Source organism: Streptomyces sp. NPDC023481 (genome assembly GCF_055560195.1).
On sequence record NZ_JBVHJE010000006.1, the window covers coordinates 308061 to 329211 of the forward strand.

Below are 21151 nucleotides of genomic sequence, written 5' to 3' on the forward strand. Positions count from 1 at the left end.
ACGTGGTAGTCGCCCTGGATTGCGGACGTTGTGTTCATGAGTCGCGCATGATTTCGGAAATTCACTTCCACCATGCGAAACGACCTCAGCCTACGAGAAACGACCGGACAAAGAAAGAGACCCACGCCACTGTCGCGACGTGGGTCTCTCCTCTCGTTCATGACACCGACCCGCCATGCTCGCCTCGCGGCAAGTGGTCCCTCTGAGGGACGAAGGTTGGGCCCGGGGGCTTGGATCGGGCCGGTGCCACACCCAGGCTAACAAACGGATCCCGTAAGGCCATTCCCCCGACCGGGGCTCAGTCCCGGAGCAGGTCCGGCACCCCCGCCGCGTCCGGCTCGTCCCGCTCCCCCGACACCACCGTGAGCTGCTGGGTGGCCCTGGTCAGCGCCACGTACAGCACCCGCAGACCGGCCGGCGACTCGTCGGCGATCTCCGCGGGCGAGACGACGACCGTCGCGTCGTACTCCAGGCCCTTGGCCTCCAGGCTGCCCAGGGCCGCCACGCGGTCGCCGAGCCCGGCCAGCCAGCGCCGGGCCTCCTCGCGCCGGTTCATCGCGACGACCACGCCGACCGTCCCGTCCACCAGGCCGAGCAGCCGCTCGGCCTCCGCGCGCACGGTCCGCTCCAGGGAGTCCCGTACGACAGTGAAGCGCGGCTCGACGCCGGTGGACCGTACGGCGGACGGCGCCTCGGAGCCGGGCATGGCGAGCGCGAGCACCCGCGCGGCCAGCTCGGCGATCTCGGCCGGGTTGCGGTAGTTCACAGTGAGCTGGAAGCGGCGCCGGGGCCGGGTGCCGAGGGCCTCGTCGCGGGCCTCGGCCGCCTCGTCCGGGTCGGACCAGGAGGACTGGGCGGGGTCGCCGACGACCGTCCAGGTGGCGTGCCGGCCGCGGCGGCCGACCATCCGCCACTGCATCGGCGTGAGGTCCTGCGCCTCGTCCACGATGACGTGCGCGTACTCGGTGCGCTCCTGCGCCAGCCGCTCGGCCCGCTCGCGCTGGGTCTCCTCGCGCACCGGCATCAGCTCCTCCAGGCCGGTGAGCTGGTCCAGCGGATCGAGTTCGCGCTTCTTGCGGGGGCGCGCCGGGGTGCCGAGGATCGCCTGCAACTCGTCGAGCATGGCGATGTCGTGCACGGAGTGGCCGTCCCTGCGCAGCGAGCGGGCGACCTTGCGGACCTCGCCGGGGTTGAGGATCCGCCTGGCCCAGCGGCCCAGCCGCTTCTCGTCGGCCATCGCGGCGAGCACGGCGCCCGGGGTCAGCTCGGGCCACCAGGCGTCCAGGAACGCGAGGAAGGAGTCCTCGCCGGTGACGTCCTCGTCGAAGGACGAGCGCAGCTCGGCGGCCAGCTCCGGATCGGTGTGCCGGGCGGCGCCGCCGGACCTGGCCCACAGGGCGTCCAGCAGCAGCCTGCGGGCGCGCGGGCGCAGCAGGTTGACGGGGGCGGTGCCGCCGAGGGCGGTGCGGCGGATCCGCTCCAGCTCGTCGGCCTCCAGTTCGAGCCGGCGCCCGAAGGCGACGACCCGCAGCCGGGCGGGCGGCCCGGTGACCGCTTCACCCTCGAAGTCGCCCTCCGGCGCGGCCGGGCCCAGCTCCAGGGCGCCCCGGGCGGCCTTGCGCAGCACCTTCAGCATCCGGTACGAGCCCTTGGCGCGGGCCACGGCCGGGGAGTCGTACAGGGTGGCCTCCGCGCCGTCGACCAGCGAGCCGATCGCCCGGATCGCGACCTGGCCCTCCTCGCCCAGCGAGGGCAGCACGCCCTCGGTGTAGGCGACGAGCAGCGGGGTCGGCGAGACGATCAGGATGCCGCCCGCGTAGCGTCTGCGGTCCTGGTAGAGCAGGTAGGCGGCGCGGTGCAGGGCGACGGCGGTCTTCCCGGTGCCGGGGCCGCCCTCCACGTAGGTGATGGAGGCGGCGGGGGCCCGGATGACCATGTCCTGCTCGGCCTGGATGGACGAGACGATGTCCCGCATGGTGTGGCCGCGGGCCTGGCCGAGGGCGGCCATCAGGGCGCCGTCACCGATGACGGGCAGCTCGCGGCCGCCGAGGAACGCCGTCAGCTCCGGCCGCATCAGGTCGTCCTCGACGCCGAGCACCCGGCGACCCTTGGAGCGGATGACCCGGCGCCGTACCACCCGTCCCGGGTCGACCGGCGTGGCCCGGTAGAACGGCGCGGCGGCGGGCGCGCGCCAGTCGATGACCAGCGGGGAGTAGTCCTCGTCGAGGACGCCGATCCGGCCGATGTGCAGGGTCTCGGCGATGTCGGCGGTGTTGTCCGCCCGTACCGCCCCCTCGGCCGGCTCCACCGCCGTGTAGGCCCCGTCGGGACCCTTCTTGCCGTCCTTGCCGAGGAGCAGGTCGATCCGTCCGAAGAGGAAGTCCTCGAACTCGTTGTTCAGCCGGCTGAGGTGGACGCCGGCCCGGAAGACCTGCGCGTCCCGCTCGGCGAGTGCGCCCGGGGTGCCGACCTGGCCGCGCCGGGCCGCGTCCTGCATCAGGAACTCGGCCTCGTGGATCTTCTCCTCCAGCCGCCGGTACACCCGGTCCAGGTGTTCCTGCTCGACGCTGATCTCCCGGTCACGGACGGAATCGGGTGCGTCCTGTACCGAGCCGACCGCGGACTGCTGAACCTGAGCGGCCACCGGGCCCCCTTCTGACGTGCTGGGCAGCCGTCAACCGTACGCGAAGGGGACCCGTCAAAGCTACGGGGCGCCGCGGCCGTCGGGGCCGCGGCGCCCCGACGGGCGAGGCCGGTCGCGCTACGCCTGTACCTGCACGAGCTTCTTCCCCTCGAACGTCACGACCTCGAAGTGGTCGATCTCGTTCGGCTGGAAGGCCGCGGCACCGCCGATGTACAGCGGGTTCTTGGCGTCCTCGGTCTTGGCGTCCGGGATGCCGTACCCCCAGTTCGGGACGGACCAGGACGACATGGTCACGCGCTGCCCGTTCTTGGCGACCAGCACGAGGGAGCACTTGAGCGGCCCCTTGACGTTCTTCAGTTCCAGGACGGCCTGGGTGCCCCACTCCTTGGACGCCATGCCGACGGTCGCGCTGACCTTGGTCGCCGGGTCCGTGGCGGACTTCTTGTCGGACATGGTGCGGAACGTGGCCTGCGCCGGGGTGGCGGTGACCTGCCGGCCCGTGTCCGAGCCGCCGTTCACGGCGACCGCGGCCAGCGGTCCGGCGATGATCAGGGCGGCCGCCGCGGCGATCATGTAGAAGCTGCGCCGGCGCTTCTGGGCGCGCTTCTCGGCGACCTCGTCCACCAGCTTCTCCACCAGCCGCGGGCTGGGCCTGGCGGAGAGCGACTCGCCGATCGCGGGCGTGCTGCCGGAGCCGGGCAGGTCGGCGAGCGCGGCGAGCATCGGTTCCATGCCGGCCAGCTCGTCCAGTTGCTGGGCGCACCACTCGCAGCCGGCGAGGTGGGCCTCGAAGGCGGTCGCCTCGGCGTCGTCCAGAATCCCGAGGGCGTAGGCGCCGACGGTCTCGTGCTCGCTCGGCACCGAAGATCCCTGACTGGGGTTCATGGGCCCAGACATACCCGGGCCAGCCGGTCCGAATCCCTGCATTCCCCCGTACCCGTTGCTCATCACGCCGTCACCCCCCGCTCCTCCAGTGCCAGCTTCATCGACCGCAGGGCGTAGAACACCCTGGACCGGACGGTTCCGCTCGGTATGCCCAGTGTTTCGGCCGCCTCGTTGACGGTACGCCCCTTGAAGTACGTCTCGACGAGTACCTCCCGGTGGGCCGGGGTCAGGTCGTCGAGCGCGTCCGACAGCGTCATCAGCCACAGCGCCTTGTCGATCTCGTCCTCCGCGGGGATGACCTCCAGCGGCGACGGATCGACCTCCTGCGGCCGGGCCTGCCGGCTGCGGTGGCCGTCGATGACGATGCGCCGTGCGACCGTCACCAGCCAGGGGCGTACCGAACCGGTCGCCCGATTGAGCTGACCGGCGTTCTTCCAGGCACGGATGAGCGTTTCCTGTACGACGTCCTCGGCACGCTGCCGGTCACCGGCGACCAGCCGCAGGACATACGCCAGCAGGGGCCCCGCGTGCTCCCGGTACAGGGCACGCATCAGCTCCTCGTCGGGTTCGGCAGGCTGCGATGAGGACATGCGATGTCGGGCCCTCGCTCCACGTTCATTGGCCACGGCCGCATCCTTGCGCACGCCCACCTCCGGTGTCCGGGGGTTCCCCCAGTCGGTCGCTCGCCCACCTGTACGGACCCCGGTGCGCGCGTGTTCAAAGCGGAGTGGCAGATTTCTCGGTGGTGACGTGACGAGCGGGACATGGGCACACATTCCCCCCGCATGATCTTTGCATTTCCGACACGGCGCCGGAGCCGGCCCGCGATCCCCGTGTACGGGCCATCCAAACCTGGTGTTACGGAAATCACTCGCCCTCAGGCGCGCGCCAGCGCGGCCCGCCGCCGGTGCCGGGCCACCCGCTCCCGGTTCCCGCACACCTCGCTGGAACACCAGCGCCGGCGCCGGCCGCGGGAGGTGTCGAGGTACACCAGCGGACAGTCGTCCCCCTCGCACTCCCGTACGGCGGCCCACGCGCCGGGATCGGTGAGCAGCTCCACGGCGTCCCGGGCGACGACGGCGAGCAGCGCGGCACAGCCGGGCACCCCGGCCAACTCCCGCACCAGCCGCCCGTCCTCCCCGCGCACGGCCCGGGGCGCGGGGGTGGCACCCCGCGCGACCTCGTTGACCCGGGAGAGGGCGCGCGCGTACACCGCCGTTTCGCCGCCCCGGACCAACACGCCTATGTGTGTGCGCAGTTCCCGGAAGGGGGGCGGCCAGGTGCGGTCGGCGTGCGCCAGGTGCGTCGCGGCCGGTACGAGCCCCGCACCGACGATCCAGGCGCGCAACGACCCCACGTCGTCCAGCCGTTCCACCGGATGACTGGTCGCGAGCAGCTCCAGACACGTCCGGCCGGCGTCGAACTGCGGCTCGTGCGAGGGCTTGGAGGCCGTACCCAGTGCCATGTGCCTGTCACCGCCTAGGATCACCCGGGTGGGAGCCGTCTCCCCCTCTCACAGTGCCCGCCCGCACACGTCTCCGGAACCCCCCGGCCCACCCGGGCCGGTCGTCGCGGAATCGTCAAGGCGCCCGCTGGACCGGGGCGCCGGGAAGCCGCAGTGGTTCGAGGTGGGCGGCACACCACCGCACCGGAGACCACGTCGCTGTCGGTGACGCCCGGCAGAGCCCCACCGGGCGCCGGCTCACGCGTCCGCGTACTTCGTGTCCGTCGCCGGGTCCAGGGCCAGGCGGTAGCCGCGTTTCACCACCGTCTGGATCAGCTTCGGGGTGCCGAGGGCCGTGCGGAGGCGGGCCATGGCCGTTTCGACGGCGTGTTCGTCGCGGCCGGCGCCCGGCAGTGCGCGGAGCAGGTCGGCGCGGGGTACCACCCAGCCGGGGCGCCGGGCCAGGGCGCGGAGGAGGGACATGCCGGCCGGCGGAACGGGCTTGAGGTGGCCGTCGACCAGGACCGCGTGGCCGCGGATCTCCACCCGGTGGCCGGCGACGGGCAGGGAGCGGGACCGGGTCGGCAGTTCCTGGCACAGGAGCTGGACGAGGGGGCCCAGGCGGAACCGCTCCGGCTGGACCGTGTCCACCCCGTGCGCCTGGAGGGGGATCGCGGTGACGGGGCCCACGCAGGCCGGGAGGACGTCGTGGGCGAGGGCCGCCAGCAGCTCGTCCAGCAGGCCCCGGTCCTCCGCGCGGGAGAGGAGGGAGGCGGCGGCGGGGGCGCTGGTGAAGGTGAGGGCGTCCAGGCCGCGCGTGACGGCCGCGTCCAGCAGGCGGTCGAGGGGGCCGAGGTCCTCGGGCGGCATCCAGCGGTACACCGGCACCGGGACGACCTCCGCCCCGGCGGCCCGCAGCGACTCGACGAAGCCGGGCAGCGGTTCGCCGTGCAGCTGTACGGCGACGCGGTCGCCGTCGACGCCCTCCTCCAGCAGCCGGTCGAGGACCTCGGCCAGGGACTCCGAGGAGGGCGACCACTCCTCGGTGAGACCCGCCGCGCGGATCGCGCCCTTGACCTTCGGGCCGCGCGCGAGCAGCCGTACCCCGCGCAGCCGGCCGAGGAGTTGTTCGCCCAGGCCCCAGCCGTCGGCGGCCTCGACCCAGCCGCGGAAGCCGATCGCGGTGGTGGCCACGACCACGTCCGGTACCTGGTCGATGATCTCCTTCGTGGCGGCGAGCAGTTCGCTGTCGTCCGCGAGGGGCACGATCCGCAGCGCGGGGGCGTGCAGGACAGTGGCTCCGCGCCGCTGGAGCAGAGCGCCCAGCTCCTCGGCCCGGCGCGCGGCGGTGACGCCCACGGTGAATCCGGCGAGGGGGCCGTGCTCGGGTTGCTGCTCTTCGTCGTACATGGGGCTCTCCTAGCTGACCGGCGCGCCGAACCGAGCCTGTCAACGATGCGTGACAGGCTCGGTTCGGCGTGATGTCGCCGGTGTTACGTCACACCTCGGCATAGCCGAGCTGGGCCTTCTCCGGTGTGGCGGCCGTCGTGGCAGACGTACGGCGGACCGGGCGGCGAAGGTATACGGCCCAGGTCACCGTGAAGCAGACACCGTAGTAGGCGAGGAAGGCGACGAACGCGCCGGTCCCGGTGCCGTAGGAGAGGAAGGACTGGCGGAAGGCGAGGTTGATGCCGACCCCGCCGAGCGCGCCGACCGCGCCGATCAGGCCCATGGACGCGCCGGACAGCCGCCGGCCGTGGGCGACGGCCGCCTCGCCCTCCAGGCCCATGGCCAGCGCCTTGGCCTGGAAGATGCCGGGGATCATCTTGAACGTCGACCCGTTGCCGAGCCCGCTCAGCACGAACAGGACGACGAAGACGGACACGAACAGCGGCAGCGACTTCTGCATGCCGGCCAGGATGAGGACGGCCGTGGCGGCGGCCATGCCGACGTAGTTCCACAGGGTGATGCGGGCGCCGCCGTAGCGGTCGGCGAGCCAGCCGCCGACGGGGCGGATGAGGGAGCCGAGCAGCGGGCCGATGAAGGTGAGGTAAGCGGCCTGCAACGGGGTCCGCCCGAATCCGTTCGTCAGCACCTGGCCGAAGGCGAAGCTGTAGCCGATGAAGGAGCCGAAGGTGCCGATGTAGAGGAGGGACATGATCCAGGTGTGGGCGTCCCGGGCGGCGTCCTTGGCCGCGCCGGTGTCGTTCTTCACCGACGCCAGGTTGTCCATGAACAGCGCGGCCATGCCGGCGGCCACGACGATCAGCGGGATGTAGATCCCGAGCAGCACGCGCGGGCCGCCGCTCGCGCCGATGACGGCGAGCGCGACGAGCTGGATGACGGGCACGCCGATGTTGCCGCCGCCCGCGTTCAGCCCGAGCGCCCAGCCCTTCCTCCGCAGCGGGAAGAAGGCGTTGATGTTGGTCATGGAGGACGCGAAGTTGCCGCCGCCGATACCGGCCAGCATGCCCACCAGGAGGAAGGTGGAGAACGAGGTCCCCGGCTCCATCACCACGAACGCGGCGATGGTCGGGACCAGCAGCAGGGCGGCGGAGATGACCGTCCAGTTACGGCCGCCGAAGACGGCCACGGCGAAGGTGTACGGCACCCGGGCCACCGCGCCGACCAGGGTGACCACCGAGGTCAGCAGGAACTTGTCGGCCGGGGTGAGGCCGTACTCCGGGCCCATGAACAGGACCAGCACGGACCACAGGGTCCAGACGGAGAACCCGATGTGCTCGCTGAGCACGGAGAACCACAGGTTCCGGCGGGCGATCCGCTCCCCGGTCGCCGCCCAGAATCCCTCGTCCTCCGGATCCCAGCGCTCGATCCAGCGTCCACTGCGTCGGGTTGGGGCTGGGGGTGTCATCACGCCTCCACGGTGCTCCGGCTGCTCGGTCTGCCGACCACTGACTGAGCCCGAAGGTAGGGAGGCCGGGTTTCCACCCTGTGGCTGTGGGTGACCGCGAGGGAACTTTGCCCTCACTCGGGCGGGAGGTGGCCGGTGAGGCACGGAGACCGTGAGGCGCGTCCCTGCGGCCGTGCTGCGCCGACCGGACGCGGGGCAAGGCTCTGGAACTCCTCAAATGAAGTGAAGAGGCGCGGTCACGCGGCCAGCATGATCGGTATGGACGCGTTCTCGGGATTCAACAGGAGGCACAGCCACGTGCTGGTCATCCGGGACTCCGACCTCGTCGCGGCGGCGCTGGGAAAGGCGTTGGACGGGGCCTCGGAGCAGGAGCGGGCGGGGCTGGAGCGGGCGCTCGCGGTCGTCGGGGAGATGGCCGGCGCCAGTGAGGGGCGGCTGCGGGCCGGCTGGGTACGGCAGCGGCTGGCCGACGTCGGCTTCAGCGGAGACGTCGGCTCGGTCGCCGCCATCAGGGCGCTGCGCCAGGCCGAGCCGGGGCTGAGCCTGCGGGCGGCCGTCCAGCTGCAGAAGGAGGCCGTGAGCCACCCGGAGTAGCCGGAGCACCGCTGTCAGCCCGCCGGGGCCGCCTCGCCCCGGCCGGCGGTTCGGAGGCCGCCGTCCCTGTCGATGCCGGCAGCGACCGGATGGCCCTCGGCCGGGTTCCCGGTGGCTCGAGCGCCGCCCGGGGGCGCCGCACTCCCGGCGACGCCACCGCCTGGAGAAGCCGGTGTGGGACGCCGGGCACCCCGCGCGCCCTGGTTCATGACCTCCTCGTCCGGGGGCGGGAGCCAGCCGTCCGCAGGGCGTCGGAGCCAGCCCTCCCGTCGGGCGATCTCCGTCGCCGCCGCCCGCAGCGCCGTCAGGCCCGGGTGGCGCAGGCCCTTGCGCCAGACGAGGGAGACGGGGGACAGCGGGACCGGGTCGACGAGGGGGCGCCGTACCGTGCCGGGCGGGGGTGGGAAGTCCACGACCGCCAGCACCGGGGTCCGGGTCTTCGCCATGATGCGGCCGAACTCCTCGTCCCCGACGGCCGGAGGGAGGGGCGGGGCGAGCCGGATGGCGTGTTCCGGGAAGAGGCGCCGGGCCAGGTCGGTCCACTCCCGGGTGCGCGGGTTGCCCGCCCCGGCGTACACCGTCTCCCCGGCGAGCGCGGACAGCGGCACCCGGTCCCGCCCGGCCAGCGGGTGGTCCTCGGGCAGGACGACGGCCATCGGCTCGTACCGCACCGGCTGCTGCTCCAGGCCGGAGCGGAACGCCGGGTCGAGGCCGGCGAACCGGCCGAAGGAGGCGTCGAGGCGGCCGGCCAGCAGTTCGGCGGCGGCCCCGGCGAGACCGCTCTCGTAGCGGGCCATCAGCTCGCGGTCGGGTGCGAGTTCACGGGCCCGGTGCAGCACCCGGCGGCCGGTGAGCAGGCCCGGCGTGTTGAGGTCGACCAGCAGCGGGCGGGCCTGGCCGGCGGCGAACGCGCCCAGCAGGTCGTCCTGGGCGGCGAGGACGCGGCGGGCGTGCGGCAGCAGGCGCTCGCCGTCCGGGGTGAGCGTGACCTGCCGGGTGGTCCGGACGAACAGTTCGGCCCCCAACTCCCGCTCCAGTCGCCGTACGTCGCGGCTGAGCGCCTGCTGGGCGACGTACAGGCGGGCCGCGGCCCGGGTGAAGTGCAGTTCCTCGGCGACGGCGACGAAGGCGCGCAGCAGGCGGGGGTCTATGTGTGCGGGGGCCGACATGGCGGCGAACTTACAACGCCGGTGCGTGAATCGGCACGCGGAAGGTGTTGGACCCGGTGATCCACTCCGGGCGACCGTGGAGCCATGCCGCAACAGACCACCGAAGACGCTCCGATACGTCCGACGCCCACCAAGGCCCCGGCAACCGGCGGGTACCGCCGCCTGTTCGCCGTCCCCGGCGCCCGCGCCTTCACCGCCGGCAACCTGCTCGCCCGCCTGCCCATGGGCATGTTCAGCGTGAGCGCGGTGGTGATGATCGCCGGTTCCCGTGGCTCGTACGCCCTCGCCGGCGCCGTGACGGCGACCGGGCTCGCGGCGACCGGGGTGGCCGGGCCCTGGCTGGCCCGGCTGGTGGACCGGTACGGGCAGGCCCGTGTCGCGCTGCCGACCACCGTCGTCGCCGTGCTGGGCAGCCTCGCGTTGCTGCTGTGCGTGCGCTACGACGCCCCCGGCTGGACCCTGTTCGCCGCCTACGCCGGCACCGCGGCCACCCCCAACGTCGGCGGTCTGTCCCGCGCCCGCTGGGCCCATCTGCTGCGCGACGAACCCGGCGCGCTGCACACCGCGAACGCGTTCGAGCAGGCCGCGGACGAGCTGTGCTTCATGCTCGGGCCGGTACTGGCGTCCTTCCTGACCGGCACGTTCTTCCCGGAGGCGGGCACGCTCGCGGCGGCGGCGCTGCTGCTGGCCGGCATGCTGCTGTTCACCGCCCAGCGGGCGACCGAGCCGCCGCCGACGGCCCGTTCGACCGCGCCCTCGCCGCTGCGGACCCCGGGCATCCCTCCCCTGCTGGCCTGCTTCGTCGCGACCGGCGCGGTGTTCGGCTCGATGGAGGTCGTCACGATCGCGTACGCCGACGGGCAGGGCCATCGCGCGGCGGCCGGTGCCGTGCTCGCGCTCCAGGCGGCGGGCTCGTGCGCGGCGGGTCTGGCGTACGGCGCGCTGCGGCCGGTGGGGGTGCGGCTGGGGCACTGCCTGGCGGTGATGGCCGTGCTGATGGGCCTGCCCTGGGCGGCCGCGGGCCTCACCGGTTCGCTCTGGGCGTCGGCGGCCGCGCTGCTGGTGGCGGGCATGGCGACGGCGCCGACGATGGTGACGGCGATGACCTCGGTGCAGCGGCGCACCCCCGCCGACCGCCTCAACGAGGGCATGAGCCTGATAGTGACGGGACTGCTCACCGGTATCGCGTGCGGTTCGGCGGTGGGCGGATGGGCGGTGGAGCGTCTCTCGGCCACCACCGCGTACGCCGTACCGCCCGCGGCCGCCGCCCTGGCGCTGCTGATCCGCCTGATGAGCGGCAACGGCGAAGGCCCCGCCACGGGAGAGTGACGGGGCCTTGCCCACATGGGGTCGACCCCCGGAGGGGTCTCGTGGAGATGGCGGGAATCGAACCCGCGTCCAACGGTGCGGAATCAGGGCTTCTCCGTGTGCAGTCCGCTGCGATTTTCTCGGCCCCGGAGATCACGCGGACAAGTCTCCGACGGGCTCAGCCACTGTTTGGTTTCCCTCTACACCCCGTGACCGGGTCTAGAGGTTTAGTTCCCTAGCTGATGCCAGGATCCGGGTCGGGAACAGCCCCGGGCTGACACTTCGCAAGTCGCTACTTAGGCAGCGAGGGCGAAGGAATCGCGCTTGGTGTTGGCGATTATTTTTTGCGACATATGGTTTACGAGATCATTGCCGCTTCCTCGACACGCTTCCCCTGCTTCGACAGCCGCTGTCGAAACCGATCATCCCCATGTTGATTTTTCAATCCCCCGGTGAGGGGGGTCCGCGCACCCTCTGTGGAGTGCGGTGCCATCGTACGTGACCAACGCCCGACGATGCCAGCCTATTCCCGCCGGCCGGCTAGACGCCGCGCTGCCTGCGCTTCGCCGCCGCGATCGCCCGGTCCGACTCCCGCCGGTCCTGCTTCTCCCGCAGCGTCTGCCGCTTGTCGTACTCCTTCTTGCCGCGTGCGAGAGCGATCTCCGCCTTCGCCCGGCCGTCCTTGAAGTAGATCGCGAGGGGCACGATCGTGTGCCCCGTCTCCTGGGACTTCGACTCCAGCTTGTCGATCTCCTCGCGGTGCAGGAGCAGCTTGCGCTTGCGGCGCGCGGAGTGGTTGGTCCAGCTGCCCTGGTGGTACTCGGGGATGTGGGCGTTGTGCAGCCACGCCTCGCCCCGGTCGATCTGGACGAAGCCGTCGGTCAGCGAGGTCCGTCCCTCGCGCAGCGACTTGACCTCGGTGCCCATGAGCACGAGCCCGGCCTCGTAGGTGTCGATGATCGCGTAGTCGTGCCGGGCCTTCTTGTTCTGGGCGACGATCTTGCGCTTGCCGCCCTTCTCGCCGTCCCTGGCCTTCGCGGCCCCGCCGCCCTGCTTGGGCTGGGACTCCTTCGGTACGTACATTCCCTTGCTCATAGTGCCGCCCATTTTCGCACCACACAGGGGGTGCGCGTACAGCCGATTACGAGTGGCTACGACGGGTCGCCCAGGCCGGTGAGGACCGTCTCGGCCCGCTGCAGGGCGTGCGCGCCGGCCTCCAGGTCGGGGGTGAGGCCCCGGCCGTCGACCGTGCGCCCGGAGGGGGTGCGGTAGTGGCCGACGGTCAGCTCGGCCACCGAGCCGTCGGGCAGGGTCGTCGGCATCTGGATCGAGCCCTTGCCGAAGGTGCGCGAGCCGATCACCACCGCGCGGCCCCGGTCCTGGAGGGCGCCGGTGAGCAGTTCGGCCGCGCTCATGGTGCCGCCGTCGACGAGGACGACCAGGGGCCGGGTGGTGTCGCCGCCCGGCGCGGCGTGCAGGGCGCGCTGGGCGCCGTCGACGTCGTAGGTGGCGACCAGGCCGCCGTCCAGGAACGCGGAGGCCGTGGCCACCGCCTCGGTGACCAGGCCGCCGGAGTTGCCGCGCAGGTCGAGGACGGTCCGGCCGTCGGCCGGTGCGGCGCGCAGGGCCTCGCGGACCGCGTCGGCGGAGCCCTTGGTGAACGCGGCGATCCTGAGGACGGTGACGCCGTCGGGCAGCCGGCGCACGGTCACGGAGTCGGTGGACAGCCGGGCCCGGTGCAGTTTCTCGGTCCACGCGCGCGTGCCGCGCTCCAGGCCGAGGGTGACCGTCGTACCGGCCGGGGCGTCCTCGGGGTCGCCGCGGAGTAAGGCGACCACGTCGGTGACCGGCCGCCCGTCGACCGCGCTGCCGTCGACGCTGCGCAGCCGGTCGCCGGTGCGGATGCCGGCGTCGGCGGCGGGCGAGCCGGGCTGCACGCGGGTCACCGCGATCCGGCCGTCCGGCTCCTGGCGCGCCCACAGGCCGACGCCGGTGTAGCGGCCGTCGAGCGCGTCCCGGAACTCCTCGTACTCGCCCTCGGAGTAGACGGCCGCCCAGCGGTCCCCGCTGCGGCTGACGGCCCGTTCGGCGGCCTCCGTGGGGGACTTGCCGTCGGCCATCGCCTCGGCGGCGGCCCTCTCGACGGCCTCGTCCCGGCCGGCGGTACCCGCCGGGCCGACGGCGGTCGCGCGCGGGGGCGCGGCGGACTCCGGGAAGGAGCCGGTGGCCGCGCCGGTGACGAGTACCCCGGCGAAGACCAATGTCAGGGCGGCCCCGCGGCGGATGCGGCGGGGCTGACAGAACAGGTCACGGCCTGACATGGCGGCGAGTCTAGGGCAACACGAAGGGGCCGTACGGCCGGATGTCCGTACGGCCCCCTTGGCGTGCGTCACACCTTCAGGTACTTGCGCAGGGCGAAGAACGCGGCGAGCGAGGGCATCAGCACACTGGTGGCGAGGATCAGCGGCAGCTTGGTCAACACCGCGTCCCAGCCCACGAAGTTGATGAGGGTGAGCTTGTGGGACAGCTCCATGCCGTGGTCGATGGTGAAGTACCGGCCGACGACGAGGGCGACGCAGGCGAGGCCGCCGCCGATGAGTCCGGCGACCGCGGCCTCGGCGATGAACGGCGCCTGGATGTAGAAGCCCGAAGCACCGACCAGGCGCATGATTCCGGTTTCGCGCCGTCGGCTGAACGCCGAGACGCGCACGGTGTTGACGATCAGCAGCAGGGCGACGATCAGCATCATCGCCATCACGCCGAGCGCCCCCCGGTTCATCAGGTTCAGCAGCTGGAAGAGGTTGTCCAGGATGCCCTTCTGGTCCTGCACCGACTGCACGCCGTCACGGCCGTTGAACGCGGTCGCGATCACCTGGTACTTCTGCGGGTCCTTGAGCTTGATCCGGTACGACTCCTGCATCTGGTCCGGCGTCAGCGAGCCGGCCAGCGGGGAGTTGCCGAACTGCTCCTTGTAGTGCTTGTACGCCTCGTCCTGCGACTCGTAGGTCACCTTCTCCACGACCGGCATCCCGTGCAGGTCGGCGAGGATCTGCTTCTTCTGGTCCTCGGTGACGGCGCCCTTGGCGCAGTGCACGTCGTTCTCCGCGTCGTGCTTGTTGCACAGGAAGATCGAGACGTTGACCTTGTCGTACCAGTAGCCCTTCATGGTGCTCACCTGGTCGCTCATCAGCAGCGAACCGCCGAACAGGGCCAGGGACAGGGCGACGGAGACGATGACGGCGAAGGTCATCGTCAGATTGCGGCGGAGACCGACACCGATCTCCGACAGGACGAACTGGGCGCGCATGGCGGGGTCTTCAGGCCTTTCGGGAACTGGGTGCTTGCGGTCAGTGCTGGTAGCCGTAGACGCCGCGGGCCTGGTCGCGGACGAGGCGGCCCTTCTCCAGCTCGATGACGCGCTTGCGCATCTGGTCCACGATGTTCTGGTCGTGCGTCGCCATGATGACGGTGGTGCCCGTCCGGTTGATGCGGTCGAGCAGCTTCATGATGCCGACGGAGGTCTGCGGGTCGAGGTTGCCGGTGGGCTCGTCGGCGATGAGCAGCTTGGGGCGGTTGACGAACGCGCGCGCGATGGCGACGCGCTGCTGCTCACCACCGGACAGCTCGCCCGGTCTGCGGTCCTCCTTGCCGCCGAGCCCGACGAGGTCGAGCACCTGCGGCACGGACTTGCGGATCTCGCCGCGGGACTTGCCGATGACCTCCTGGGCGAAGGCCACGTTCTCCGCGACCGTCTTGTTCGGCAGCAGCCGGAAGTCCTGGAAGACGGTGCCCAGCTGGCGGCGCATCTGCGGCACCTTCCAGTTGGACAGTCTGGCGAGGTCCTTGCCCAGCACGTGCACCTGGCCGTGGCTGCACCGCTCCTCGCGGAGGATGAGCCGCAGGAAGGTGGACTTTCCGGAGCCGGAGGACCCCACGAGGAAGACGAACTCGCCCTTCTCCACCTCCAGGGAGACATCCCTGAGTGCGGGCCGGGTCTGCTTGGGGTAGACCTTGGAGACGTTGTCGAATCGGATCACGGATGCACCACGGGTCGCCGGGGGTAGATGAGCGTGACCATACGCGAACCGGGTGTGCAAGTGCAGTCGCAGGTTGAGGTTGGGCAAGACTTGTACGTTTTTGTACCGCCCCCTGCCCGCGCCCCCTGTTCCCGGGTGCCCCGCGCACGCTCCGCGGGAACCTGGCACAGTGGAGGGAAAAGCGAGGGAACGGGAGCGAGGGGGAACGTTCTCGTTCCGGCGAACGTTGTACGGGTGATGGCCGGTGCAAGGAGGGCGAGCGCATGACGTACGACCGGTTGGTGTGCGCGAACTGCGCGTCGCCTGTGAGTGAGGGCCGGTGCCCGGTGTGCCGTGCCAACCGCGAGCGACTGCAGCAGGAGGGCTTCTTCGGAGGCCTGAACGGGCTGAACCCGATGGCGCTGATCGCGCTGCTGGCGGTGTTGATCGCCGCGGTGGCGCTCCTGGCCCACCAGACCGCCTGACCGGGCGCGACCGCCCGCACAGAGCGCCGTAAGGGCCCGGAGCTGCAGGCTCCGGGCCCTTACGTGTGCGGGTGCGTGCCGTGGGTGACCGTGTGGCTACGGTCAGGCGGCGGCGCCGCCCCGGCCGTTCACCAGGCGGGGCAGGACGCGGAAGCCGATGCCGCCGGCGATCATCGTCGCGGCGCCGACGAGCAGGAACGCGGTCTGGCCGGCACCGGTCTCGGCGAGCTGCTTGCCGCCGCCCTGGGCCGAGTCGTCGGAGCCGGTCGCGGTCAGCGCCGAGGAGCCCTCGTCCTGCGGGACGTTGTTGTTGCCGCCCTCGGGGGAGGTGTTGTTGCCACCGGTGCTGGAGGAGCCGCCGTCGGTGGAGCCGCCGTCACCGGAGCCGGAGGTGCTGCTGCCGTCGGTGGAGCCCGAGGTGCTGCTGCCGTCGCTGGAGCCGGTGGTGCCGGTCGTACCCGTGGTGCCGGTCGTACCCGTGGTGCCGGTCGTACCGGTCGTGCCAGACGTACCTGTGGTGCCAGAAGTACCGGTAGTGCCGGTCGTACCCGTGGTGCCGGTCGTACCCGTGGTGCCGGTCGTACCCGTGGTGCCGGTCGTACCCGTGGTGCCAGTAGTACCGGTGGTACCAGTGGTACCGGTCTCACCCGACGTACCAGTGGTACCGGTGGTGCCCGTGGTACCGGTGGTGCCCGTCGTCCCGGTGGTGCCCGTCGTCCCGGTCTCGCCCGTGGTACCCGTGGTACCCGTGGTGCCCGTGGTGCCGGTCGTACCGGCCGAGCCGTCCGTGCCGCCGTCGGTGCAGATGCCGATCGGGCAGCCGCCGCCGTCGGTGTTGCCACCGTCGGTGTTGCCGCCGTCGGCGCCGACACCGCTCACGCCCAGGCTGATCGGGCCCGCCTGGACGTCGAGGTCCAGGGCGGAAGCCGCGCCGGCGGCCGTCAGTGACGCACCGGCCGCGATCACGGCGCCGGCGGCTATCCGCGCGACCCGGATCCGCGTCTTCTTCGTCATATGGTTGCTACCCCCAGTAGCTGTTCGTCGATGAGGCGGCGCGACGGGGCGTGCCGTGATCGACGGAGGCAGCTGGTGACGAAGCGCGTCGACTCGATCCCCCGGTTCACATGCACCCCTCGGGTACGCATGCCGCGCCTCACCCTTTCCCATTCTTCAAAGCAACGTCAAGGGCATTGCGGGCGCAATGTCCGATGGGGCGGCATTTGCCGGAAGTTGAAGGCTGTGAGTGTGATGTAAAACCCAGACATAAGACAACTGCCGCCCCGGGGGCGGCAGTTGTCATGTCGACAAAATTACTTCTCCTGCTGCTTGCGCCAGCGAATCCCGGCCTCCAGGAACCCGTCGATCTCGCCGTTGAACACGGCCTCCGGGTTGCCCACCTCGTACTCGGTGCGCAGGTCCTTGACCATCTGGTACGGGTGCAGCACGTACGAACGCATCTGGTTGCCCCAGGAGTTGCCGCCGTCGCCCTTCAGGGCGTCCATCTTGGCCTGCTCCTCCTGACGGCGCCGCTCCAGCAGCTTGGCCTGGAGGACGTTCATCGCGGTGGCCTTGTTCTGGATCTGCGAGCGCTCGTTCTGACAGGAGACCACGATGCCGGTCGGCAGGTGCGTGATGCGGACCGCGGAGTCGGTCGTGTTGACGCCCTGGCCGCCGGGGCCGGAGGACCGGTAGACGTCGATGCGCAGCTCGGACTCGTCGATCTCGACGTGGTCGGACTGCTCGACGACGGGGAGCACCTCGACTCCGGCGAACGAGGTCTGCCGGCGACCCTGGTTGTCGTAGGGCGAGATACGCACGAGGCGGTGGGTGCCCTGCTCGACGGAGAGCGTGCCGTAGGCGTACGGCGCCTGCACGGAGAAGGTGGTCGACTTGATGCCGGCCTCTTCCGCGTACGACGTCTCGATCAGCTCCGTCTTGTAGCCGCGCTGCTCGGCCCAGCGCAGGTACATGCGCTGGAGCTTCTCGGCGAAGTCGGCGGCGTCGACGCCACCGGCCTCGGCGCGGATGTTGACGAGCGCCTCACGGGAGTCGTACTCGCCGGACAGGAGGGTGCGGACCTCCATCTCGTCCAGCGCCTTGCGTACGGCGGTCAGCTCCGACTCGGCCTCGGCGCGGGTGTCCGGGTCGTCCTCCTCCTCGGCCATCTCGAAGAGGACCGCGAGGTCGTCGATCCGGCCGCGCAGCGTCTCCGCCTTCCTGACCTCGGCCTGGAGGTGGGAGAGCTTGCTGGTGATCTTCTGCGCCTCGTCCGGGTTGTCCCAGAGGGACGGCGCGGCCGCCTGCTCCTCGAGCACGGCGATGTCTGCCCTCAGCTTGTCGAGGTCCAGGACGGCCTCGATCGACTCCATGGTCGAGGAGAGGGACTTCAGCTCTTCGGATACATCGACGACTGCCACGCCTCCCAGCGTAACGGCTCCGCCGAGCGGCGGGGGCCGGGCCGCAGCCGGTACCGCCCCCGCCCCCGGGTCACGGGGTCCCCGCCCCGGTCACGGGGTCGACGCGCTGTGGGCGGGCCGGGGTGCGTCGTCCGGGTCGTCGCCGGAGGAGGCGAGCCACGCGCCGACGGCCACGACGGCGGCCAGCACCACCCCGGCCGCCCCCAGGGTCACCCTGCGCCGCCGCACGGCGGCCCGGTGGCGGGCCGAGCCGGGGCGGGGCGCGCCGGGGGACCGGGGCACGCGGGCGGTCCCGTGGGCCCCGCCGGCCAGCTCGTCCGGCCCCGGCACCCGCATCGACGTGTGCGTGTCGCGGTTGGAGTCGGGCTTGGCCCCGGGGACGAGGGACACCGCGCCCCGCCGCCGTACCGGCTCCGCCTGCGGGGCCGACGGCGCGGACTCCTCGCCGGCCTCCTCGGACGGGTCGGGCTCGTCCACGTCCAGCGGCGGCATCCCGGCCAGCATGGGCAGCTGCTCGCGCAGCCGCGCCGCCAGCTCCGAGGCGCGCAGCCGGGACGCGGGCGCCTTGGCCAGGCACTGCACGAGCAGCTGCCACAGCTCCTCTGGGATGCCGGGCAGCGGTACGACGGTCTCGGTGACGTGCCGCCGCAGTACCGCGCCGGGGTGTCCGCCGCCGAAGGGGGTGAAGCCGGCCAGCAGCTCGTACAGGACGGTCGCCAGGGCGTAGATGTCCACGGCCGCGCGCGGTGGCAGGCCCTCCACGATCTCCGGTGCCAGGTAGTCCGGCGTACCGATGATCTTCGTGGCCTTGGTCCGCTTCGGCGAGTCGATCAGCTTGGCGACGCCGAAGTCGGTGAGCAGCGCGGGGTGGGCGCCGCCCGGGCCGAGCGGGCCCTGCATGTCGAGCAGGACGTTCTCGGGCTTGACGTCCCGGTGGACGACCCCGGCCGCGTGGGCCGCGGCCAGCGCGTCGGCGACGTCGGCGACGATCGCCACGGCCGCCTCGGGGGCGAGCCGGCGTTCCCGTTCCAGGCGGGTGCGCAGGTCGGTGCCGCGCACGAGGTCCATGACGAGGGCCAGGTCGTTGCCGTCGACCACCAGGTCGCGCACGGTGACGATGCGCGGGTGCTCCAGGCCGAGCAGCGCGGTGCGCTCCTGCACGAAGCGTCCGACGAGCTCCTGGTCGCAGGCGAGGTCCTCGCGCAGCAGCTTGATGGCGACGGGGCCGTCCGGTCCCTCGCCGAGCCACACCGTGCCGGCGCTCCCCCGCCCCAGGATCTGGTTCGCGGTGTACCGGCTGCCGATCTTCCGTGCCAAGACTGCTCCTACAGACGCGTGTTGTCGCCAAAACTACGCGTCCGCCGAGCCAACCTTCACCGCGGAGACGGAAATCACCCGGCAGGTGTCGACAAATCCACAACCCAGGCGCCCGAACCGGGCGGCCGGGCCGGCGGTCACTGCCCGCTGCCGGAGGAACCGGTCAGGTCCTTGACCCAGCCGCCCACCTTGCCGATCCAGGTGCCCATCTGGTCCCAGTAGCCCTTGCCGGTGCCGATCCAGTCCTGCAGCGGGGTCAGCTCCCAGATCAGCCAGCTCGCCACGACCAGGATGACGATCGTGAACAGGCAGCCCTTCAGACAACCGAGACCGGGGATCCTCATCGGGTTGGCGCTGCGCTGCCGCGGCGCGCGCGGTTCACGGGCGGGGCGCTGCGGCTCGGGCGCGGGGGGCGCGTACCGCTGGGGCTGCGGCTGCTGGGGCTGGGGCTGCCCGCCCTGCCCGTAGCCGTACCCCTGCTGGTACCCCTGCTGCCGGCCGCCGCGCGGCTGCGGCTGCCGGGGGCGGGCCTGCGGGGCCTGGCGCGGCTGCGGCTGAGGCCGGGCGACCTGGCGCTGGGGGCGGTGGCGCAGCGGGTCGTCCTCCGGGGAGAGGTACTGGATCTGCGTCTGCTCGTTGCGGTCGCGGGCGGCGCGCAGCTGCGTCTGCCAGGGGTGCGGCTGCTCGGGCTGCTGCCCCTGCTGACCTTGCTGGCCGTAGTGCCCCTGCTGCCCCGGTCCGACGGGAGGCAGGACGGCGGTGGGGTCGGCGGCGCCGGCCGGGCCGCCGGTGTGCGGGAGCACGCTGGTCGCCGCGTTGGGGTCGAACGCCCCCTGCGGCGCGTTCGTCGGCAGCACCTGGGTGGGGTCGGCGGCGCCGGGCACGCCCGGGACGGGGGCCGGGGCCGGGTCGGGGGCGAGCAGCGCGCCGACACCCTCGGCGGCGGCGATCCGCGCGGCGTCCGCGTGCACGCCGACGCCCTCGGCGACGACCCGCAGCCCGCGCGCGAGGTTCTCCGCGCTCGGCCGCTCGTCGGGGTTCTTGCGCAGGCAGCGCTCTATGACCGTCCACAGCGGGTCCGGGACGGTGGAGGGACGGCGCGGCTCGGCGCTCAGGTGCTGGTGCAGGACTTCCAGGGCGGTCGCGCCGGAGAACGGCGGGCGGCCGGTGACCAGCTCGTACAGCAGGATGCCGGCGCCGTAGATGTCGACGGCGGAGGTCTGCGGGCGGCCCTCGGCGGACTCCGGGGCGATGTACGCGGGCGTGCCGACGAACTCGTGGGTGCGGGTCAGGCCCGGGGAGTCGGCGAGGCGGGCGATGCCGAAGTCGGTCAGCATCGGGTGCATCCGGCCGTCGCGCTGCATGAGCAGCACGTTGGCGGGCTTCAGGTCGCGGTGGACGACGCCGTCGGCGTGGCTCGCGGCGAGGGCGTCGGCGACCTGGGCGGTCAGCAGGGCGGCGGCGACCGGGGTGAGGGGGCCGTTCTCGCGCAGGTAGCGGTGCAGGTCGGGGCCCTCGACGAGGTCCATGACCAGCGCCAGCAGGTCGCCCTCGACGACCAGGTCGCGGACCCGGACGATGTTGGGGTGGGTGAGCCGGAGCAGCACGGAGCGCTCGCGCAGGAAGCGCATCACGATGTCCGGGTCGCTCGCCAGCTCCTCCTTGAGGACCTTGATCGCGACCATCTCTCCCGGCTGGCCGGGCACGGCCGCCTCGGCGCCCGCGGTCTCGCGCTGGCGGGCACGCCAGACGGTGCCTGTGGCGCCGCGTCCGAGCGGCTCCTCAAGCAGGTACTTGCTGCCGACTGGCCGCACGTCACGCGCTCCCTGCTGGTTGCTGTTGCTTGCCTGCGTTCCGGTTCCGGTTCCGGTCTTCCGGTTTTCCGAACCACTGTAGTGGGGTCCTTCGATGCACTACGTACACGTTCCCGAGGATGTTCGGGGGCTCCGGAGCGGTCCGGCCGCGGGCTGCCCGGGAAGACGCGCGAGGCGGTCGCGTGG

The 21151-nt window shown here is 72.2% G+C and carries 18 protein-coding genes and 1 other RNA gene; 3 read left to right on the forward strand and 16 right to left on the reverse strand.

The genetic code is table 11. From position 1 onward, the window contains the following. Positions 1-298: 298 nt before the first annotated feature. The 6 genes from ACZ3ZD_RS15675 to ACZ3ZD_RS15700 all read right to left on the reverse strand — a co-directional run bounded on the left by ACZ3ZD_RS15675 (position 299) and on the right by ACZ3ZD_RS15700 (position 7845). Positions 299-2644, reverse strand: a complete 2346-nt coding sequence (locus ACZ3ZD_RS15675) for a HelD family protein (protein WP_467397062.1) — start codon at positions 2642-2644, stop codon at positions 299-301. 117 nt (positions 2645-2761) lie between these two features. Beyond that, positions 2762-3529: an anti-sigma factor family protein gene (locus tag ACZ3ZD_RS15680; RefSeq protein WP_467397064.1), complete on the reverse strand. Its 768-nt coding sequence runs from the start codon at positions 3527-3529 to the stop codon at positions 2762-2764. Between the two features lie 62 nt (positions 3530-3591). Beyond that, positions 3592-4179 (reverse strand): sigma-70 family RNA polymerase sigma factor, encoded by a 588-nt coding sequence (locus ACZ3ZD_RS15685; protein ID WP_467397067.1) that lies wholly within the window; start codon positions 4177-4179, stop codon positions 3592-3594. 227 nt (positions 4180-4406) lie between these two features. After that, a complete protein-coding gene (locus ACZ3ZD_RS15690) occupies positions 4407-4994 on the reverse strand; it encodes a CGNR zinc finger domain-containing protein (RefSeq protein ID WP_467397069.1) in 588 nt (195 codons plus the stop codon). 237 nt (positions 4995-5231) lie between these two features. After that, positions 5232-6383: a uroporphyrinogen-III synthase gene (locus ACZ3ZD_RS15695; protein WP_467397072.1), complete on the reverse strand. Its 1152-nt coding sequence runs from the start codon at positions 6381-6383 to the stop codon at positions 5232-5234. A gap of 88 nt (positions 6384-6471) precedes the next feature. Further along, complete coding sequence (locus ACZ3ZD_RS15700; protein ID WP_467397074.1) at positions 6472-7845, reverse strand: nitrate/nitrite transporter; 1374 nt, start codon at positions 7843-7845, stop codon at positions 6472-6474. 258 nt (positions 7846-8103) lie between these two features. Between ACZ3ZD_RS15700 and ACZ3ZD_RS15705 the strand changes: the two genes are divergently transcribed. Next, the gene (locus tag ACZ3ZD_RS15705; protein WP_467397076.1) at positions 8104-8439 is read left to right on the forward strand and encodes a hypothetical protein; all 336 of its coding nucleotides are present in this window, start codon (positions 8104-8106) and stop codon (positions 8437-8439) included. A gap of 14 nt (positions 8440-8453) precedes the next feature. On the opposite strand, the gene ACZ3ZD_RS15710 is transcribed toward ACZ3ZD_RS15705, so the two are convergent. Beyond that, a complete protein-coding gene (locus tag ACZ3ZD_RS15710; RefSeq protein WP_467397079.1) occupies positions 8454-9608 on the reverse strand; it encodes a LysR family transcriptional regulator in 1155 nt (384 codons plus the stop codon). A gap of 84 nt (positions 9609-9692) precedes the next feature. Between ACZ3ZD_RS15710 and ACZ3ZD_RS15715 the strand changes: the two genes are divergently transcribed. After that, positions 9693-10937 carry an MFS transporter gene (locus tag ACZ3ZD_RS15715; protein ID WP_467397081.1) on the forward strand — a complete coding sequence of 415 codons (1245 nt, stop codon included), beginning with the start codon at positions 9693-9695 and terminating at the stop codon, positions 10935-10937. A 39-nt stretch (positions 10938-10976) separates the two neighbouring features. Here ACZ3ZD_RS15715 and ssrA read toward each other — a convergent pair. The 5 genes from ssrA to ftsE all read right to left on the reverse strand — a co-directional run bounded on the left by ssrA (position 10977) and on the right by ftsE (position 14953). Further along, positions 10977-11346: a transfer-messenger RNA gene (gene ssrA / locus ACZ3ZD_RS15720) on the reverse strand. Positions 11347-11456: 110 nt separating this feature from the next. Beyond that, positions 11457-11999, reverse strand: a complete 543-nt coding sequence (gene smpB, locus ACZ3ZD_RS15725; RefSeq protein WP_153535457.1) for an SsrA-binding protein SmpB — start codon at positions 11997-11999, stop codon at positions 11457-11459. A 68-nt stretch (positions 12000-12067) separates the two neighbouring features. Beyond that, positions 12068-13237 (reverse strand): S41 family peptidase, encoded by a 1170-nt coding sequence (locus ACZ3ZD_RS15730; RefSeq protein ID WP_467397083.1) that lies wholly within the window; start codon positions 13235-13237, stop codon positions 12068-12070. Positions 13238-13305: 68 nt separating this feature from the next. After that, positions 13306-14223, reverse strand: a complete 918-nt coding sequence (ftsX, locus tag ACZ3ZD_RS15735; RefSeq protein WP_030348506.1) for a permease-like cell division protein FtsX — start codon at positions 14221-14223, stop codon at positions 13306-13308. Between the two features lie 40 nt (positions 14224-14263). Further along, on the reverse strand, positions 14264-14953 hold the full coding sequence (gene ftsE, locus ACZ3ZD_RS15740; RefSeq protein WP_030610589.1) for a cell division ATP-binding protein FtsE: 690 nt from the start codon (positions 14951-14953) through the stop codon (positions 14264-14266). Between the two features lie 263 nt (positions 14954-15216). On the opposite strand from ftsE, the gene ACZ3ZD_RS15745 reads away from it, so the two are divergent. Next, a complete protein-coding gene (locus tag ACZ3ZD_RS15745; RefSeq protein WP_030348508.1) occupies positions 15217-15417 on the forward strand; it encodes a hypothetical protein in 201 nt (66 codons plus the stop codon). A 102-nt stretch (positions 15418-15519) separates the two neighbouring features. Here ACZ3ZD_RS15745 and ACZ3ZD_RS15750 read toward each other — a convergent pair whose 3' ends face one another. From ACZ3ZD_RS15750 to ACZ3ZD_RS15765, 4 genes are all read right to left on the reverse strand, one after another. Further along, a complete protein-coding gene (locus ACZ3ZD_RS15750) occupies positions 15520-16431 on the reverse strand; it encodes a hypothetical protein (RefSeq protein WP_467397087.1) in 912 nt (303 codons plus the stop codon). Positions 16432-16727: 296 nt separating this feature from the next. Then, entirely contained in the window at positions 16728-17834 is a 1107-nt protein-coding gene (gene prfB, locus ACZ3ZD_RS15755) for a peptide chain release factor 2 (protein ID WP_467397089.1), read from the reverse strand. A 90-nt stretch (positions 17835-17924) separates the two neighbouring features. Further along, the gene (locus ACZ3ZD_RS15760) at positions 17925-19151 is read right to left on the reverse strand and encodes a serine/threonine-protein kinase (protein WP_467397092.1); all 1227 of its coding nucleotides are present in this window, start codon (positions 19149-19151) and stop codon (positions 17925-17927) included. A 137-nt stretch (positions 19152-19288) separates the two neighbouring features. Beyond that, positions 19289-20965, reverse strand: coding sequence for a serine/threonine-protein kinase (locus tag ACZ3ZD_RS15765; protein WP_467397094.1), 1677 nt, complete (start codon positions 20963-20965; stop codon positions 19289-19291). Between the last annotated feature and the right edge of the window lie 186 nt (positions 20966-21151).

Coding starts and splice junctions, on each gene's coding strand:
- ACZ3ZD_RS15710 (WP_467397079.1), bottom strand. CDS start 9,608: ATGTCGGCCCCCGCACACATAGACCCCCGCCTGCTGCGCGCCTTCGTC.
- ACZ3ZD_RS15700 (WP_467397074.1), bottom strand. CDS start 7,845: ATGACACCCCCAGCCCCAACCCGACGCAGTGGACGCTGGATCGAGCGC.
- ftsX (WP_030348506.1), bottom strand. CDS start 14,223: ATGCGCGCCCAGTTCGTCCTGTCGGAGATCGGTGTCGGTCTCCGCCGC.
- ACZ3ZD_RS15715 (WP_467397081.1), top strand. CDS start 9,693: ATGCCGCAACAGACCACCGAAGACGCTCCGATACGTCCGACGCCCACC.
- ACZ3ZD_RS15730 (WP_467397083.1), bottom strand. CDS start 13,237: ATGTCAGGCCGTGACCTGTTCTGTCAGCCCCGCCGCATCCGCCGCGGG.
- smpB (WP_153535457.1), bottom strand. CDS start 11,999: ATGTACGTACCGAAGGAGTCCCAGCCCAAGCAGGGCGGCGGGGCCGCG.
- ACZ3ZD_RS15745 (WP_030348508.1), top strand. CDS start 15,217: ATGACGTACGACCGGTTGGTGTGCGCGAACTGCGCGTCGCCTGTGAGT.
- ACZ3ZD_RS15690 (WP_467397069.1), bottom strand. CDS start 4,994: ATGGCACTGGGTACGGCCTCCAAGCCCTCGCACGAGCCGCAGTTCGAC.
- ACZ3ZD_RS15680 (WP_467397064.1), bottom strand. CDS start 3,529: ATGAACCCCAGTCAGGGATCTTCGGTGCCGAGCGAGCACGAGACCGTC.
- ACZ3ZD_RS15695 (WP_467397072.1), bottom strand. CDS start 6,383: ATGTACGACGAAGAGCAGCAACCCGAGCACGGCCCCCTCGCCGGATTC.
- ACZ3ZD_RS15705 (WP_467397076.1), top strand. CDS start 8,104: ATGGACGCGTTCTCGGGATTCAACAGGAGGCACAGCCACGTGCTGGTC.
- ACZ3ZD_RS15750 (WP_467397087.1), bottom strand. CDS start 16,431: ATGACGAAGAAGACGCGGATCCGGGTCGCGCGGATAGCCGCCGGCGCC.